Here is a 19,113-nt window from a genome sequence, read left to right on the forward strand (position 1 = left end):
AATTTTTTTTCCCGCCATTTAATCAGCGATTTTTTCCTCTTTATTGATTAAATAAATGTACCGGTATGAATAAATTTATATTTGACGAGATTGCTTTGTTGTTTTGTTGATCGAAGTGGTGAAATTAGTACGAAATTGATCCATTATAAGTATAACTATTTAATTTATTTATATGTGTGTTGAGCTAGTTGATCGATTAAATCAATTTAACCGGTGAGATCAACGAACTTCATAAAACTGCGTTATTCTCTGGACGCTGCAAAAGTGAAAGAACCTAATCGATTTGATTATGACCGATAGGCAGTAGCTTATGGCAACGTTTTTAGCGTTGTTTTATGAATAAATCTTAATCTGACTACTTAGGATTTATTGGGTGTCTTTGGGTGTTTTAATTCGTGACTGAATTAAAATTCAGCACTCATAACCTACTGTTTCATTTTTGAGTAAATCATTATGAGATTAACAAGGATAATATCACTCATCTCGTCGTGACTTTTAAACTCTGCATGTTGACGGATTCAACGATGCAGAGTTCTAAAGGCGACTCCCACCGACTGATCGCACAGATCTTAGGGTTAAATGTATCGACAAAGGGCATTTTAGGGGGTCGCTGATTAAGCAACGTAATTTCCATTTTTTCACAATTTCAATCATTGCCGTTCTTGAGATTGGTGACTCATCCTTGTGTCGCGCGAAGTTTTACAATAAATCAGAGTTTTCGTTAAATAAATTCTGTGGACGAACTTTAATCGCCATCGTTATCGTTGAATCCAATCGGCAGTTCTAGGTTGGTAACTACCTTATTTTTTATGAGCGTTTTAACGGCATTAACTCTTTGCTGGATTTGTTTAAGCTCTTCGGCTTGTTCGGATAGATGTTCGGCAAGTGGCTTATCAAGATTGTGAGTGAGGTTAATCGCTTCTTCTAACCCTAACGCAATTTCCTGTGATAATTGCGGCATGCCTTTTTCAGACAAGTAGTTTTTGAGCCCACCGTTATTAAATAAATTCAATACTGCTGATAAGCTCGCTTGAATATTTTCTGCGGAATGCTTTGATCGCCAAGATTCTAAAAAGTAAAAATTCGCCTGTGTATAGTTGTTTGTACTACCAATAGGTGAGCCAATTTTTTGATTGGCAACTTCTTCAAGAGTCAATAACACGCTGTCAAATATGTTTCCAATTGAGGTATCGGCATTCCACGTTTCACTGCCATCCCCAATAAAACTTGGTTCGTATGATGTCCAAGAGCTTTCAATTTTTACGGCATTTGTTTGGATATTTTGCGCTACAAGTTTTGTCAGTTGGCAGTGTTTTGTTCGCAGTTCTGGCTGATTCGAGAGTTCTGAAAAGCGCTCGTCATACAATAGATATTCCAAGGCGCTGATGCCTTGTGTTACAACACTTGCACCCTGTAGGTTTTCTTCGGTGATTTCTTGTTTGAATAATCCCAATGTTTTTGACGCCACAAGGTTTTTCTTGTCTGGCCAAAATTGAAGTTTCCAATCAATACGTTCGTCAGTCACTGGGCCGAAATGAATCGCTTTTGCTGCTTGCCAAGCGTTCATTGTGTTTTGCCACTGTGCTTGAATATCTGCTTGTTGTTGCTCAGAAATACCTGCGTCGCAGGTCCAATTTTCTGTGGATTTTGCGAGACTTTCGGTTTGAAGCGTAAATTCGTGATAAGTGGGTTTGATAAATTGATTGTTCATTGAATTTATCAGTAACTGATCAGGATTTACCGCTGTATCGCTACAGGCGACGAGAGCAATTACTGAAGACGCGATAAAAATTCGATTGAGTTGCTTCATAGTGTTTCAGAGTCAATAAGGGTAATTCATTAAATTCTCGGCGGAATCATTTTTGGTAGAGCCATTTTTGGTAGAGTCTCTGTTGGAAGAGCTACTATCAAATTTCTCTAGAAAAATTCGTACCGCCGTTAGGTTTTGAGTTGCGCTTAACTACAGGAAACTCTGATTAACCTAGAGTTTCTCGCGACACAAGGATGTGTCGCCAATTTCAAGAACGGTAAGTGATTGAAATTGTGAAGAAATTGGAAATCACATTTTCAATTTCTGCCCTCTGATTAAATCAAGGATGAGTTAATCAGAGGTTCCTACAAACTGTTTAAAAACGCTAATAACTGTTTTCTTTCGTTGGCCGGTAAGTTCACAAAAGCCTGTTGGCTAGTTTGAGCTTCGCCGCCGTGCCAAACGATGGCTTCGGTGAGATTTCTGGCTCTACCGTCGTGGAGGAAACCAAACTCACTGTTTACCGTGCTGGTTAAGCCAATTCCCCACAGTGGAGCTGTTCGCCATTCAGTGCCACTAGCATTAAATTCACTGCGATGGTCGGCCAGACCTTCTCCCATGTCATGCAACAACAAATCGGTAAAAGGGTAAATAGTTTGGTTACTAAGCCAAGGCATATCGGGTACTTCTGGGGTTTGCCAGGATACCTTGTGACAATCGGCGCAGCCGATGGTTTGGAATATTTCAGCGCCCGCGGTTATCGTGGCTTCGTCGTTAATTCTTCGTAAAGGAACAGCAAGATTGGCGGTGTAGAAGGTTACTCGATCTAAGATTTTATCGCTGACTTCTGGTGCCCCACCGTTAATCGCCGATGTGCAGTCGGTTTGAGATTGTGTGCAGTCGTCGTGAGCAACAATTGAGCTGGTTAAACCCATGTCGCCGGAAAACGCAGATGCATTTTGCTGTTTCAGATTAGGTTGTCCGGCTTTCCAGCCGAATCGTCCTAAATCTTGGGACTGCGTCGCTAGATTCCAAACGGTGTTTGCTTTACCTGAGATACCATCTTTGTCTAGGTCATCTGGATCGGCGTTTGCCAGAATTTGTTCATTCGATAAAGCCGCGAGATAACCCAAACCAATCATCGCTGGTGCAATACGAACAGACGTTTGTAGGTTGTCGAGAGGCGCGTCGTAAATGGCGTTTTCGATAACAGCGATGGGTTTTCTGAGTTCAACTTTTTCATCACCCGATAATGTCTGCGTTTGATATTGGTATTTAAAACTCAGTTTTGCTTCGGGCTCTAATCCTGGAATCGCCATGTCTTGTAACTGTTCACCAAGAATCGGATGAGTAAGCACCGAGTGTTTTGGATCAGATGATGGGCCAATACTTAATCGAACCAAGAGTGATACGTGATTATCGTCATCACTTGCCGGTAAATGGCCGCGACCGTCTTTAATATGGCAATTTTGGCAGGCATTGGTATTAAAGTAAGGACCTAAGCCATCGCGTGCGGTTGTTGAGGAAGGTGCGGTAACCCAAGGATTTCTAAAAAAGCTGTTGCCGACGCTGAAATTGAGCCGCTCGGTAAGCGGCATACTAGCGGATGGTAATGAGAATGCATTGGTGGTGGTGTTTGCCACGGCATTGGCGCCGCCAATATTTTCTGGAATTTCAACGATGACACGTTGTTTTGTTGTTTGTTGATTGTCTTGAGGTGAAAAAATATCGCATGCCGAAACAATCGTCATTACAGCAATGCTAACACCTAGGGTAGTTGTGCGACGGATTACGCTACTCATGTTCTTGCCTTGATTTGTTCATCTGCAAATTCAGATTGTTCGCTATTTTACAGATTTTCCGTTGATGCGAATCAATATCATATGAAAGAAATTCTAAATAATAAATTTATTCTTTCTGAGTTGCTACACGGCTGCATAGATTTCTAGATTTGTGCCACTGGTCCGTAGTGAGGCGCGCTGCTTTGGTGTACCTGCGATTTTGCTACAGGAGCCTCTGATTAACGCATGAGTGAATCAATAAGAGCGCAAAAATTAAAAATACGATTTGCAATTTCTTAATAATTTCAATGGCTTATTGTTGTTTGGCGTCAAGGAGCATCCTTATTTCCTCTGGAAGCTCCGTTTGAGTTTTTGGTATACGTTAAATTGAGTGGATTGCGATGGGGTTACCGAATTTCGCCTAATTCACAAGCACAACCTTTATGCTTATCAATTAGGCGATTCGGAGAAGATTATTCAGCGGCTAAATCGGGGTTTAAATTGTCAATACCAAGCGTCGCTGCGACCTGTTCAATTAAGGCAGTCTCTTGTGCTAAAGACGCAATGGCGTTGTTGATTAATGCCACACCGCGATCGTTGCCTTCGGCAATCATTTGATCAAACTTCATCGGTGATGTTTTATCTTCCGCCGCGTTAACCATGGCTTGAAACTTCGCTTGAGTATCGGAGAGTTGATGTTGCATCTTTTGGGCGAGGTCTGGATTTTTCTGGGCGACAAGTTCCGCAAGCGAATCTGTAGAAAAGAGCTGTCCGGTCGAACGTTGATATTCGCCGGTGTAAACATTCACGATGGCTTTTGCGTTGTCGAAGTAACCGTTGTGCGTATTGTCGCTGAAGCAATCGTTCTCATCTTCAGGCGAGTTGGCCTCAAGGGCAACTCGCATTCGGTCACCAGCTAATTCTCCAAATGCCAAAGATCCCATGCCGAACAGAATTCGTGACAAGGCTTCATTGGTGGATAAACTTACAAATGCGGCTCTGTAATTATCTTGTTTGGGCGCCCATTGCTCTTCTAAATAAGCGATGTCAGAGACCAAAAGATTTGTCGCTGCTAAAAGATAATCACGTCGGCGATCACAATTGCCATTGGTACAGGCGTCACCAATTATAAAGTCAGTGTAAGGCCGCTCGCCCGCACCCAATTCAGTACCGTATAAATCTTGACCCCACAGCAAAAACTCTATGGCGTGATAGCCGGTTGCAACATTCGCCTCAGAGCCGCCAAACTCGTTTAATTGCTCAAGAAGTTCCGGAGATAACACCGATAGATCGTATTCTTTGGCACCTAACGTTAATGACTTCGAAGCAATGATGTTGGCCGTAGCGCCCGAATTACCTAGCTCGCCAAGATACGAGTCATCGACGTAATCAATAAATCCTTCGTCCAACGGCCAAGAATTTAGACGCAGGTCTTTCTCATCGACAACGGAATGTCCAAATCGAAAGGCTTCAGATTGTTGGTACGGACGTCTGGCTGCGATCCATGCTTTTTGGGCAGCGACTAATTTGTCATGGGATGGATCTGCTAAAAAAGTCTCGATGGAATTCTGTAATTGTTGGGCCGTTAAGAGAGTGTCTTCATAAATAGTATGGGCAAGATCGGCATAACCATTCACAACATCTTTTTCTGTAACTGCCTCTGTGGCAGCGGAAACGCTAACTAAAGAGATAAGACTCAAGCCTACTAACATATTTCTCATAACAGTCCTCAAATAGAGCTTGGATCCGTCTATTTCCAAAAACTCGGTAAAACCTATTGGCTAATTTTTTACGAAAATTCAGACACGATAATAAAGTTAGTAATAATTATTATCAAATAGAAGCGTTACTACTGGGAGTTTTACCAGCTAATTGGCTGATTTTTAGTGTAAAAAGTAAACGATCGTAAAATTGATTTTCGATTGCTGGAGTGTCTGTGGAATAAAAGACACAATAGTCCAAACCAAAGTGATTAAAAAGATTGTTCGTGCATTTTCTTGACCTAAAACAGGGCAAATAGATGCATCAATTGTTTAGAAGGGTTAATTTCGACCGAGTGTATTCGTAATTGGTTCAATATTGAAATATATAGACTGGCTTTTTATGAATAAAAATAATTACAAATTATGCATATCACTGAGTCGACAAAACGTATATGTATCTTAAGAAAATTACGCTAACAATATTGGATCTATTTAAAAGGACTGTTTGCCATATTTTGTAAAAACACCCATTGTGAGTGTTTGAGAGTTTATGAAATAGAGCGAGTTTGTAATTAACAATAAATCTTATTCAAATAAATGGAATTGCCTAAGACTACTTTATTTATTGAATTAGCTACGGATGTGTATTTTTGAACAGACATTTTTGACAAGCAATTTTACGGTGGAAAGTGCGTAAATTGCTTAAGTTTGTTCCGGTGGCTTGATTGATCTGAATAATCAAGTTTGCGTATTTATGAATTAACGATATTGAGAATAACCTGCCAATCTATCAAAAGTTAAAAACATTGTTCACGGAATACTATTTTTTGATTGCGTTTTAAGTTTATTCTTAATGCAAACAAATGGACGGTAACAATGAGTGTAACCTTATCAAATTGAATTGTATGGATCAAAGAGAGTTGTATGGTATTTAGTAACAAAGTTACTGATTTGACTGTCTCGAATGTCGTTTGGTTCTGTGTTAGTGAAGTTTATTTTCAAATGTAAGTTTTCATTATTAGAGCAGCTTTTATCGCATCGCTAAAACCATGCAAGTAGGGCTTTAATTGCATCGACCATGATTGAATTTTATCGAGACTGTATTTTTTTAAATCTTGAAATTACATCGTGTTAAACAGAGTAAAAAATTACAGGTAGTTATTCTGTTTTAGCTGGTCTCAGATATCAATGACAATAATTGTTAAAAATATAACGCTAAGAAGCCGTTATTTTTAGGTACGGAATTTAGTATTTGTTGATCATTTGTTGAAATATGCCGTCGCTCAAGATGTGGTAAAAGTCGCATTATTTTGAGTAATTGAATGTAAGAGTGTTATCGGCAAAATTCGATGCGCACCGTATTGAAATATAATTTTAACTAATATTCAAATTAATATAAAAAAATATCTTCTAAGTAGTTAGTGTTTTAAAAAGTAGTGCTTCTTTAATCATATGTTGTGTGGCAGTGGTATAGAATTATTGACTAATCAACTTTCACTAGCAATTTGCAATGTAATAAAAATTACAAGTTTAGAGTTATTGATATGACAGATACGGACAGGTCCGAAGGGAATAACCTGAAAATTGGATTGTTAGAAGACGATGTTGCTCAGGCGGAGTTGCTTAAGCAATGGTTGTCGAATGATGGATATCAGGTTTTTCATGCCGATAGAGTGAGCAGCTTTATTGAATTAATGGAAAATCAACCATTAGATATGGCAATTTTAGACTGGCAATTGCCTGATGCAACCGGGCTTGATGCATTGCGATGGATTCGTGAGCATCAGTCATTGGAGTTGCCTGTTATTTTTTCTACCCAACGTGACAGTGAAGACGACGTTGTTGAAGCTTTGAAGGCCGGAGCTGACGATTATTTGATTAAACCGCCTCGCCAAGGCGAGATGTTAGCTCGTGTTGCGGCAATTAGCCGACGTGCAGGTCTGAAAACCGATGATCATTTTATTCGTCTGGCGCACGTCACGATTGATACGCGTAACAAACAAGTTTTTGTGGATGATCAAGAAGTAAAAATGACTCGCAAAGATTATCAATTGGCCGTGTGTGTCATCCGTAATCAAGGTAAGTTACTGTCGAGAGAGTTTTTGTTAAAAGAGGTTTGGGGAGTTGATGCAAATCTCAATACGCGTACCGTGGATATGCACATCAGTCGTATGCGCAGGAACTTGAAAATAGAACCTTCTTGCGGCTTTTGTATAAAAACTGTTTATCAACACGGATATCGATTAGAAAAAGTAGAGGCATAGTGCCTCTACTTTGATACGTAATTTATCGTTAGTTTTTTTAACCGCAGTTTTTCAATGGCAGTGTTTGTTGGCTGGTTTTTATTGGCTAGTTTTTATTGATATTTCATAGCATTTTAATTTCCGTAGTTTTTGTAAGGAAAAGAGTTGGGTTAGCTAAAATTTTTTGATTGAAATTACTCCTTTCCGCATGTGTGTTTACACACAATTCTTATTTTCAAACAGATAGTTATCAATTCCCCAGCGTGCTTATCATAATGTAATGAATTTTTTGCTTAACGATTTTAAAAATCGTAGATTTAACGACGTTTTTATCAGATTTTTGCTTAAACGTTGATATTTTAAATCGAGAAAATACGGTCATTAAAGTCTGTGGTGCAATGTTTAAGGTGTTATTTCTTATAGGGTGAAAACATACAAAGAGGCTGGGTCATTGAGTGCCGTATTTTAAGTGTTTAGTCTTCAAGCTAGGGTGATAGTGGGTTGGTCTGCGGTCGGCGGGAAATTTCTGGTGGACTCCTCCAGAACTTAATCAAAGGGCAGAAATAGTCGGTGCGATACTCAATTTCTTCACAATTTCAATCACTTGCCTTTCTTGAAATGGGTGGTCTATCCATCTGTCACAGATAACTCTAGGTTAATTAGCATTGCCTGTTCTGAATCAAGGGACACAAATTGCAAGTGTCATCTAATATCGCTGTGTAATTTCAGTGACTTATTTTGTAGTTAAATACCTATTTCGAAATATCTAGGTTTGTCGCTGCTCATAAACTGTTAGAATGGCAGTTGCTTATGAGCTGAATATTTTTATTGTGAATACAGATGTATTGGTCATTTAAATAACGCTCTGTCGTTGTAAAGACCAGAAGTTGGAGAGGGTAGAGGTCGTTAGTGGTTGTGTTTAAAACTCCGCTTTTGAATAAATTTGCGGGAGGGTTACGCAAAGATTCTGGGCTGTCTTCTTATTATATCTTGCGGCTAATACGTGCGAACCAGTGCGAATCTATAAAAATAATTGCTTCACGTTAGGGAGTTAAATTTGATAATGCGGAATGTATTTTTGACCAGCATTTTAACGTTGGCTTTTGTGTCAATGTCGGCTAAAGCTGAAAAAGATTGGTTATACAGCGTAAGACCGGGGGATAACCTTTGGAATTTGTGCGCTCAATACACCACCCGTGCAGATTGTTGGTTGAAACTGGGTAATTACAACTCCGTCATCTATCCCCGGCAGCTCCCTCCCGGTCTAATTATTCGCTTTCCAATCTCGTGGCTGAAGGATGTTCCCAAAACAACTACGTTAAGTTATTACTCTGGTGAGGTTTGGAGCTACACCGATGACCCCAATGATCTATCGATTATCGAATTGGGTGAAAAGTTGGCTTTGGGAACAACGGTTATTACTGGGGAAAATAGCTATGCAACCTTGCGTTTTGATGACGGTACTTTGCTGCAAATAGAGCCAAACAGTAAGCTTTTGATCGAGTCTCAATCAGGATATTCTCCAACTGACTCGTATCGATCAGAAATCTTTTTAAATTCGGGTGCTGTTAAAACTCGCGTTCCTGAAAGACAACCGAAAAGCCGCTTTCAAATTCGTACACCTTCGGCGATTGCCGCGGTAAGAGGTACGGAATATCGATTGGTATCAAGATCTGCCGATTCTGATCAAGAAGATAAAAATATTTCCATTACTGAAGTGACTGAAGGTGTTGTTGCGGTGAGTGCCAACACTTCTGAGGTTGATGTCAAAAAAGGTTTTTCCGTTAAAACCGAACAAGGTAAGGCTCCGTCTGCGCCCAAGCCCTTATTAGTTGCGCCGTCTTGGCATGAGTTGGTAAAAACCGTACAAACTGTGCCTGTGAGCTTGGCATGGGTTGATGTTGCCGATGCTACTGCCTACAAGTTAGATGTCTTAAAAGATAATGACCAAGGTGAGGTTATTGAGAGTATTGAGCTTGCTGGTGTGCAGTACACTGATGCGGCTCTTGCATATTCCGAAGGCTGTTTTCGATTTCAGTTGAAGGCTATTGATCAAGAAGGAATTCAGGGGCTGCCGCAAAATATTCGTGTGTGTTTAACAGAGAAGGTTGATGCACCGGTGGTTGCTCGCGCAAAATCAGTGGCAAAACCCGAAAACGATATTGTTCTTCAATGGCAGGGCTCTGAGCAAGCGCAGAGCTACATTGTTGAGGTTTCTCGCACGGCAGATTTTATCGAGGTTACCGAATCCTATGTGGTGACTGAGCCAAATTTAATGCTTACCTGGCACAGTGATTATGATCAGGGTTTTTATTATCGTATTAAAGCGGTTTCCGGTGATGGCATTAACAGCGAATTTTCGCAGACCGGCCAATTGGTCATTGACCGCCTACCAGGAAAAGCATTAACGGCGTGGTCTGTTTTTTGGGTTTTAATTCTTGCGCTTTAAACCTTCCAATATTCTGCTAGAACGCCTGCTCTTTGCAGGCGCTATGTCATTTTTTGCCATAGTGATCTCAATATGGCGATGGGGTTATTCCGTCGATCAAGCCATCTACGATGCGCTCATAACTACATTTCCTGTGCAGCCCGATCCAGAATTACTCATTGTCGCTATTGATGAACGGAGTTTGCTGGAGTTAGGTCGCTGGCCTTGGCCGAGGCGCGCCCACGCTCAACTGGTGGATCGCCTTCACGAGGCCGGTGCTAAGGCAATTGCCTTTGATGTTGTCTTTCCCGAGAGCGATCAATTTGACGTTGGTGGTGATGCTGCTTTTGCCGAATCTATAAAAAGAATGGGTAAGGTAGCGTTATCTGTACATATGGAACAAACCTATTTGGGTGGTCAAGTATTGGAGATTCTTCCGACTCCCGAATTAGCTTCCGCAACCGAATATTTGGGGCATGTGCATGTTGAATACGATGTTGACGGCGTTTGTCGGGCTGTTTTTTTAAAAGAGGGCTTAGGCCAAGCCTATTGGCCGCATTTAATGCAAGTACTGTTAAATATGGTTGAAGAATCCGACGGTGGCTCATTGCCAGGATTGACCGGCGGTTCAGGGAGCTCTTCCTCTTTTATTATTGAAAGAGATTTTTATAATTTAATTCCGTTATCTGGGCCGCCACCGGCCATTGAAACGGTATCGTTTACGGATGTCATTCAAGGACGTGTGCCGGCTCGAAATTTAAAAGATAAGATTATTATTGTGGGTGCAACCGCAAGAGGGTTGGGCGATATCGTTGCTACGTCATACGGAACTATGGACGGTGTTGAGTTTAATGCTAACGTATTTAACAGTCTGCGATCACGTACCACAATTACACCTGTGTCTGCGGGTATTCATTGGTTTTTGTCGGGTCTAAGTGTTTTTTTATTGATTGTCTTAGCGGCTAAGTCGACACCGCGACAGTATTTAATCTTAACGGTTTTTTATGTTGTTGGTTTCTTAGGGGTAATTTGTACGGCCATTTTTACGGTGCGAATTTGGTTTGCACCACTGAGTGTTATTATTCCTCTATTATTGTTTTATCCCTTGTGGAGTTGGCGACGATTAGAGCAGGCAATTGGTTTTTTACGACGTGAATTGATCCGAGTTCAAACTGAGAAAACACCTATCCATAAAACGCAACGACCTCTAACACAGCGTCTTCAATTTGTTGCGAGTATTGTTGGTATCCAGCAGTGGCACATCGAATCACCGGAGTCTGATTTCTCGACAACAACTAACGGAGAAGACATCGCTGGCGATGACACTTACGATGGCGATCGTCACGTTAAACCCATTATCGTTTCTGAAGGTAATACTTTTCATAAAGTAAGAGTTTCGTGGCAAGAACCATCAACTCTTGAGCGTCACAAGGCCGCTTTATGGCGAAGTGCCATTGATCATAATTCCAACTTTTTAGCATCTAAAAGTCCTAAGCCTGCCGAGTTAGTTACTGCAACAATTTCGAGTTTGAGAGAGGCTACCCATCAATCCGAGGTAAATAGGTTATTTACCAATCGGTGCTTAGATCTGTTACAAGATGCCATTGTGGTGGCGAATATTTATGGCGATTTAATTTTCCAAAATCATCTGGCGTCTTCGTTGTTTTCAAACATAGTGGGTGAGTCGTCAACGATCCTAGATTTACTTAAACCGCTAAAAATTGATCAGCCCTGGTTGGAGTTGATTCGCAAATCTGTTTTGAATGGAGAGGTCATTTCGGTAGAGGCCTCTTTTGTTGATACCGAACGCGAGTTTTTTTGCCAATTGTCTGCAATGTCTTGGCAAAGTGATCAGATCGATACGCTACTATTCACCTTCACAGACATTACCGCTATCAAAGAAAACGAGAAAGCTCGTAATGAGGCGTTACACTTTTTATCCCATGACTTGCGATCTCCAGTCGTTTCTATCTTGGCGCTTATACAGCAATATCGAAATTCGCTAGGCAGCCAAAACCCAAGTGGTGTTAAGTCAGTAGACAGTCTATTGGATGACATTCAAGCCTATGCCGAAAAAAATCTCGCTTTTGCTGAAAGCTTTTTGCAGCTAGCACGAGCCGAAATTAGCAGTGATGCCAATTTTAACTTGTGTGACCTCCATGCGGTAATTGATAACGCTACCTTAATGATTCGTCATTTTGCCCAAAGTAAACAGATCAAAATATCCGTGGAGCGAACCATGGATGATCTATGGGTGTGGGGTGATGGCGAGTTATTGGAAAGGCTTTTGATTAACCTGTTGAGTAATGCCATTAAATACAGCCCGGAGAATTCAAACGTTGTTTTAAGAGTGTCGATAGCCCGTGACCAAGTGTTTGTAAAAGTTATTGACGAAGGAATTGGTATAAAACAGGATGAGTTAGAAAATGTCTTCAAAAAATTTCGCCGGGCTTCTAATACAAACACAGTTATTGGCGCTGGCTTAGGTTTACATTTTGTTGATATTGTCGCAAAAAAACACGGTGGGCATGTTAGTGTCACTAGCGAAATAAATCGCGGTAGCACATTTACGGTAGCGCTGCCTCTCTATCAAGACGAATTAGAATAATTGCTTGTTTGGTTATTCACTTTAAGCGTATCTCTGTCTTACCAATCCCGAAAGTGCTTCAATTTTTAGCAAAGATAAAATCTGGTCTCCCGCAGTTTTTGGCTAACCTTCCGGAGTGCTTGATAGAATCGCTGACAATTAGATTCGTTCAGAAATTGAAAATGCGATTTCCGCTTAGATTACTGATTCAACCATCTGGCGCGGTTGGCAATCTGCTTTTATGTCTCTAGAATTTTTAGGCGAAGAGAAGTTCTTTCAAATCCCATTAAGGGAACCTCTGATTAACTCATCCATGATTTAATCAGAGGACAGAAATTGAAAATGCGATTTCCAATTTCTTCACAATTTCAATCACTTACAGTTCTTGAAATTGGCGACACATCCTTGTGTCGCGAGAAACTCTGGTTAATCAGAGTTTCCTAAGATTTATTGCTCTGAAACTTGTAAGTTATTGTAAATATTTCAAGCAAATTAAGGGCGCAATCTAAAATTCGATAATTTGATATGGATATTTCTTGATATGTTTTAATTTTTTACGGTGTTTTACAACTTATTGCGAAATAAATACATGACACTGATGAAGATATAAACGAAAATAGCACCATCTAAGCAATACTTTCTAATAACTAACTGTTGGTCTGATCTTTGTATTCCTTAAAACTGTACCTGCTTTGTTTGGTTGCCTACTTTATTGATCGACTCGGTACGTCTGAGTCTGTAAATAGTGGTGATCGAGTCCAGAGCTGGCAAAAATAATTTTATTGCACTTGTTCGTAACTTAACCTAAAGGCATAAAGTGCACATGGCCTTAGATCGAGTTCGATTATTTTTGTAATTAACACAGATTTGGTTTTTAAAAACTATACAAAAAGTAAGTCAATCAACCGTTTTTCAACCCGTTATTTTCAGTAACGCGTGAGATTAAATTAATTAAAAGAGTAAGATTTCAGGAGTGATTTGTGATCAAGAAACATTTTTTAGCAAACTCAATTAAAGCTGCTATTGCTTCTACCGTTTTTGCGACCGCTGCGGTTTATGCCGATGACTACAACGAAGGCCTTACCTTCACCCCAGGCTTAGGTTACTATTTCTTCGACTCAAGCAACGAATTAGAAGACGATAGCTTGTACTCGATTTCAGTGGGATACCAGTTTAATAATCCTTGGGCAATCGAATTTGTTTATTTAAATGCCGATACCGAATCAGACATTCCGTTTATTGGCGATGTTGACGTCGATCAGTTCCGTCTTGACGGGTTGTATCATTTTGCGCGCAATGGCAACTGGCAACCATACTTGGCTGGCGGTATTGGTGACATCGATTTCGATGCAACTCGCTTTAATGTTTCTGAAGACGATACAACTCTAAACTTCGGTGGCGGTGTTAAATACTATCTTACCGATGCAATCGCGCTTCGCCCGGACGTACGTGTAATTCACGGTATTGATGAAAACTTCCAAGATGTTGCCTTTACACTTGGGCTTAATTTCTTGTTAGGTGGCTCATCAAGTTCTAGCAAAGTTGCTAAACCAGCACCGGTTCAACCAGAGCCTCAAGAAGCTGCTGCGCCAGCAGACAGCGATAACGATGGTGTAATTGATACTCGTGACCAATGTCCAAATACTCCGGCAGGCGTTCGAGTTGACTCCATTGGTTGTGCGTTAGATTCTGATAACGATGGCGTTGCTGACTATAAAGATGCTTGCCCAGACACCGAAGCTTCTGCAAAAGTTGATGCGCGTGGTTGTTATATCGAGTTAACAGAAGATAAAACCGTAGATTTAAGCGTACGATTTGCAAACAATTCAGCAGTGGTTGAGCCAGAGTTTTACTCTGAAATTGAAACTGTTGCAAAATTTATGCGTGAGTACGCGACCAGTGACGTAGTCATCGAAGGTCATACTGATGATCGTGGTTCCGCTGCCTATAACCAACAATTATCTGAGCGTCGAGCCAAAGCTGTTGCTGAGGTATTGGTTTCACAATTTAACATCAATGCTAATCGCGTTTCGGCAGTAGGTTACGGTGAAGCTCGTCCAATTGCTCCTAATGACGATGCAAACAATCGTGCTTTAAACCGTCGTGTAGTTGCTGTTGTAAAAGCTTCGGTAACAACTCGCGTTAAAAAATAATGATCTGAAGTCGTTGAATAAATCCGCTTCGGCGGATTTATTCAGTATTAAGTCTGTAAATTGAAAAACAGTCGTTTTTAAATTCTTATAAATTCCACTTGAAATATATTAAAGCGCTCGTTTATATCGACCTTTTGTATGTTCTATCTGCCTTATTTTTATTCTCTTTTACACAACACATGAGTTCGCTGCTATGAGCATTGAAGAAATTATCGAAAAATTTCCCGGTTTTGTTATTGCATACGGATTAAAGATTGTCTTAGCCATTGTTATATTTGTGGTGGGTAAATGGATTGTTAAATCCGTTGTTGGCCTGATCGCTAAAACCATGGAAAAACGCTCGACGGATGTTACTTTAACGAGCTTTTTGCGGAGTATCTTATATTACCTAGGAATGACGGTCGTTATTATTGCGGCCTTGAGTCAAGTAGGTATTCAAACTGCGTCTTTAGTAGCGGTAATCGGTGCTGCGGGACTTGCAATTGGTTTGGCTTTGCAGGGATCTTTGGCGAACTTTGCCGCTGGTGTAATGTTGATTTTATTTAAACCTTGTAAGTCTGGTGACTTTGTTGAAGCCGGTGGCGCGACAGGTACTATCAAAGAGATTGGTATTTTCGCTACGACCCTGTTAACGCCCGATAATAAAACCATTATTGTGCCTAATTCTGGAATTACCGGCGGCAATATTACTAATTTCTCTACTCAGCCTATTCGTCGTGTAGACCTTGTTTTTGGCGTTAGTTACGGATCTGATATCAAGCAGGTTAAACAAGTTCTTACCGATATTGTTAATGCAGAATCACGAATTTTAACCGATAAAGTTGTAACCATTGCAGTATCGCAATTGGCGGATTCTTCCGTTAATTTTGTGGTAAGACCTTGGGTTAATTCTGCAGATTACTGGGGTGTTTACTTTGATATTACCGAAACGGTTAAAATGAAATTCGATGAGCTTGGAATTGAAATTCCGTTCCCACAAATGGATGTTCATTTGTCAAAATCGGAATAAGATCTTAGAAGAAGCTCTGATTAACTGGTCTCGGTTTAATTAGAGCTTTTCGGATACAAAAAGGCGTGTTTGAAACACGCCTTTTTTTGTTTGGCAATACGAAGAAAGCGTTTATTAGCTGTTCATTTCCATAGCTGATTGCAAGTAATTTTGAATGCCAACTTTGTCAATAAGACCTAGTTGAGTTTCTAGCCAATCAACATGCTCTTCTTCATCTTCTAGAATGGCTTCGAACAAATCACGAGTCACGTAATCTTGAACCGATTCACAGTAAGCGATACCTTCACGAAGATCGGGAATTGCGATTAATTCTAATTTTAAATCGCATTCCAACATTTCTTTGGTATTTTCACCAATCATTAATTTGCCAAGATCTTGAAGGTTTGGGATGCCTTCTAAAAACAAAATACGCTCAATTAGCTTGTCTGCGTGTTTCATTTCGTCGATAGACTCTTCGTATTCTTTCTCAGCTAATTCTTTTAGGCCCCAATCTTTGTACATACGAGAATGCAAAAAGTATTGGTTGATAGCTACTAATTCGTTATAAAGAACTTTGTTTAAATACTCAATAACTTTAGCGTCACCTTTCATGGGGATCTCCTCGTGGAAAATTCGGGCTTTTAAGCGATAATTTTTTGATTATAAGCAAATCGAGACAATATTTTCTTAGTGTGGGGAGAAAATAAACTTCTGTCAACATAAGTGTTTGATTTGTATTGATAAACCTAAATCAAAATCTTTTTCAATTGCCCTTGAGAAAAGTTAGTGTTACTAAGTTGAAATACGGCTAATTCGCATTAAAGAAATTTTTATAGGAAATTCTAGCTTGATCAGGATTATTAAAAATAAAAATACTACCTCTCAAAATTGTAGTTAGATTTAATGACTTGTTAATTTTTCGGAATATTTTTAAATAGAAGTAGGCTTAGATTTTTGTTGAGTAAAAGCAGTATTTATTTTCGTATGATCATGAGTTTTCTAATGTTTTTATGTGTGAATGATTTTTCGAGAGAAATAAATTCTCATTTTTAACAGGCGAAAGCTGAATTTAATGTCTATTTATTTTTCTGAAAGTATTTTTAAAAAAATTGTTTTTTTTTATTTTTAAGAGAGCTTTGATTAACTGATGCTTGTCACTTGGAGACCCTTAATAGAATTTTAGGGTAATTTACTTTTGAACGAATGGAATTTTTACTCGTCGCAAGTCGGCAGGAGAGATTGGTTTATATTCTGAATTAAGTGTTAAGTGTTGGCTATTAGGCCAGAGAGACTAAAGCGATGCAATTGATGAGTTCGGTATAAAACTCATCAATTGGTTAGGAACAAGCATAGAGGATTAAAAAAGCGAGCAATAGAGCAATTTCTGATCTGAGTGTTTTGTGATCAGGCAGCGCTATAACAATCGGCTGCGTTCATGTTGCTAACTGCGTTCTCGGCTAGAGTTTTGTTGACTAGGTCGCGTGTTTGGGCTGCGCATTTTCCGCACTGAGTCATTGCGCCCAGCTGTTGTCTAATTCCACGAAGATTAGATGCACCTGAACAGACTGCTTCACGAATTTGTGAGTCTGTAATTCCTTTGCAGATACAAACGTACATGAATCTTAAACCTCAAAAAATCAAATCAAGTTGTCGCTAACAGAAAGCCGTGTTCAGAGTAAATTTTGGGAGCAGATGTATAAAAATAAGTACCTACCCAGTGAGGAGGTACTTGGGTATCTGTTCCTCAACGAATAGCTAGAGTTTATACGAACGAGAATTATTGTCAATAATAGGTGGTAATGATTTTTATTTAGAGGGTTGGTGTTTTGGCCTGTTTTGAGCTGTTCAAATAATTTTCAATTATGGCGATAATTTTACGTAATACCTAAAAATTTTTTATAACTCGTTGATTTATAAGGTTTATTTTTCAAGTTTAAGGCTATAGTTACTATATAAAAAATCTATAGGACTGAAGAGATATGAAGTGTATGATAGTCACCTACTATTGGTTGGCTCAGTTGTTATTAAATTCTTCTGGCTAACTATGGTCTCGGCTAATTTGAAAAATGGCCATTTTTATCAGGGCTTCGCCTTAACATTGCGAGCTCCTAAACATTTGTTTTCCATCAATGCAAGATTTGACCAAGGGAGATTTCTCATGGGCGTTTTAGTAGGCAAACCCGCACCAGATTTTACTGCAGCAGCTGTCCTAGGTACTGGAGAAATCGTTGACGATTTCAACCTTTCAGCAACCATCAAAGGCAAGAAAGCTGTTATTTTCTTTTACCCTCTAGACTTCACTTTCGTATGTCCTTCTGAGCTTCTAGCTCACAACAACCGTGTTGAAGAGTTCCAAAAGCGCGGTGTTGAGCTAATCGGTGTTTCTATCGATAGCCACTGGACTCACAACGCATGGCGTAATACCCCAGTAGAAAATGGCGGTATTGGTGAAGTAGCTTACACTTTGGTTGCTGATATCAACCACGCAATCTGTAAAGCGTACGACGTAGAATCAGAAGGTGGCGTTGCTTACCGTGGTTCTTTCTTGATCGACGAAGACGGTCTTGTTCGTCACCAAGTTGTTAACGACCTTCCATTAGGCCGTAACGTTGACGAAATGCTACGTATGGTTGACGCACTTAAATTCCACCAAGAGCACGGCGAAGTATGTCCTGCTGGTTGGAAAGAAGGTGATGCAGGTATGAAAGACAGCCCAGAAGGTGTTGCTTCTTACTTGTCTGAAAACGCTTCTAAGCTTTAATTTTAAGCTTGTTGCACAAAAAACCCGGCTCTAAGCCGGGTTTTTTTATGTTTGTTTAAACGAGGAAGCTGAATTTACAACGGCCAGCCGCCAAGTTCTTTCCATCGATTTACAATCAAACAAAACAGTTCGGCTGTTTTTTCTGCATCGTATGCGGCCGAGTGTGCGGAGCGATTGCAAAAGTCAATTCCGGCAGTTTGGCAGGCTTTTGCAAGCACGGTTTGGCCAAAAGCTAGCCCCGACAATGTCGCGGTATCAAAGCATGAAAATGGATGAAACGGGCTTCGTTTCAAGTCGCTACGTTCAGCCGCGGCATTAACGAATCCAAGATCAAAGTGAGCATTGTGACCAACAATCACGGCGCGAGTACAGTCGTTATCTTTAACTGCCTTGCGAACGTGTTTGAACAGTTCGGTCATTGCGTAGCTCTCGGGCTCCGATGCTCGATCTGGATCTTCCAGATTAATCCCCGTGAAGTCGAGTGCTGACTGCTCAATATTAGCTCCTTCAAACGGCTCTATGTGATACTGGTAAGTTGATCCCGGAATAAGCAATCCAGAAGCATCCATTTTTACCGGAACGGCAGCAATTTCTAATAACGCGTCCCTTTGAGCATCAAATCCACCTGTCTCAACGTCAACGATAACCGGCAGAAAACCTCTGAATCGGTGTTTTAGGGTTAGTGTGTTTTGATCTTCATTATCGTGTGACTCTGTCAC

Annotated in this window: 12 protein-coding genes; 6 read left to right on the forward strand and 6 right to left on the reverse strand. The window is 40.2% G+C overall.

Annotated features, from left to right (window positions below; genetic code table 11):
• Positions 1–745 precede the first annotated feature (745 nt).
• The 3 genes from ACYQ28_RS03875 to ACYQ28_RS03885 form a co-directional block, all read right to left on the reverse strand.
• A complete protein-coding gene (locus tag ACYQ28_RS03875; RefSeq protein ID WP_460048439.1) occupies positions 746–1,810 on the reverse strand; it encodes an imelysin family protein in 1,065 nt (354 codons plus the stop codon).
• A 305-nt stretch (positions 1,811–2,115) separates the two neighbouring features.
• A complete protein-coding gene (locus ACYQ28_RS03880) occupies positions 2,116–3,552 on the reverse strand; it encodes a di-heme oxidoreductase family protein (RefSeq protein ID WP_460048438.1) in 1,437 nt (478 codons plus the stop codon).
• A gap of 452 nt (positions 3,553–4,004) precedes the next feature.
• Positions 4,005–5,252: an imelysin family protein gene (locus ACYQ28_RS03885; protein ID WP_460048436.1), complete on the reverse strand. Its 1,248-nt coding sequence runs from the start codon at positions 5,250–5,252 to the stop codon at positions 4,005–4,007.
• Between the two features lie 1,526 nt (positions 5,253–6,778).
• On the opposite strand from ACYQ28_RS03885, the gene ACYQ28_RS03890 reads away from it, so the two are divergent.
• The 5 genes from ACYQ28_RS03890 to ACYQ28_RS03910 all read left to right on the forward strand — a co-directional run bounded on the left by ACYQ28_RS03890 (position 6,779) and on the right by ACYQ28_RS03910 (position 15,654).
• Positions 6,779–7,498: a response regulator transcription factor gene (locus ACYQ28_RS03890; protein ID WP_460048434.1), complete on the forward strand. Its 720-nt coding sequence runs from the start codon at positions 6,779–6,781 to the stop codon at positions 7,496–7,498.
• 1,057 nt (positions 7,499–8,555) lie between these two features.
• Complete coding sequence (locus ACYQ28_RS03895; protein WP_460048433.1) at positions 8,556–9,926, forward strand: FecR family protein; 1,371 nt, start codon at positions 8,556–8,558, stop codon at positions 9,924–9,926.
• On the forward strand, positions 9,916–12,513 hold the full coding sequence (locus ACYQ28_RS03900; RefSeq protein WP_460048432.1) for a CHASE2 domain-containing protein: 2,598 nt from the start codon (positions 9,916–9,918) through the stop codon (positions 12,511–12,513). Before ACYQ28_RS03895 ends, ACYQ28_RS03900 begins: the two co-directional genes overlap by 11 nt.
• A 959-nt stretch (positions 12,514–13,472) precedes the next feature.
• A complete protein-coding gene (locus tag ACYQ28_RS03905) occupies positions 13,473–14,645 on the forward strand; it encodes an OmpA family protein (protein ID WP_460048430.1) in 1,173 nt (390 codons plus the stop codon).
• A gap of 193 nt (positions 14,646–14,838) precedes the next feature.
• Positions 14,839–15,654, forward strand: a complete 816-nt coding sequence (locus ACYQ28_RS03910) for a mechanosensitive ion channel family protein (RefSeq protein WP_460048429.1) — start codon at positions 14,839–14,841, stop codon at positions 15,652–15,654.
• A 114-nt stretch (positions 15,655–15,768) separates the two neighbouring features.
• Here ACYQ28_RS03910 and bfr read toward each other — a convergent pair whose 3' ends face one another.
• Positions 15,769–16,245 carry a bacterioferritin gene (gene bfr, locus ACYQ28_RS03915; RefSeq protein ID WP_460048428.1) on the reverse strand — a complete coding sequence of 159 codons (477 nt, stop codon included), beginning with the start codon at positions 16,243–16,245 and terminating at the stop codon, positions 15,769–15,771.
• Positions 16,246–17,037: 792 nt separating this feature from the next.
• Positions 17,038–17,250, reverse strand: coding sequence for a (2Fe-2S)-binding protein (locus ACYQ28_RS03920; protein ID WP_460048426.1), 213 nt, complete (start codon positions 17,248–17,250; stop codon positions 17,038–17,040).
• Between the two features lie 541 nt (positions 17,251–17,791).
• Between ACYQ28_RS03920 and ACYQ28_RS03925 the strand changes: the two genes are divergently transcribed.
• Positions 17,792–18,394: a peroxiredoxin C gene (locus tag ACYQ28_RS03925; RefSeq protein ID WP_460048424.1), complete on the forward strand. Its 603-nt coding sequence runs from the start codon at positions 17,792–17,794 to the stop codon at positions 18,392–18,394.
• Between the two features lie 74 nt (positions 18,395–18,468).
• Here the strand turns inward: ACYQ28_RS03925 and rnt are convergent, their stop codons facing one another.
• The gene (rnt, locus tag ACYQ28_RS03930) at positions 18,469–19,113 is read right to left on the reverse strand and encodes a ribonuclease T (RefSeq protein ID WP_460048423.1); all 645 of its coding nucleotides are present in this window, start codon (positions 19,111–19,113) and stop codon (positions 18,469–18,471) included.

It is taken from the genome of Sessilibacter sp. MAH1, from assembly GCF_054658315.1.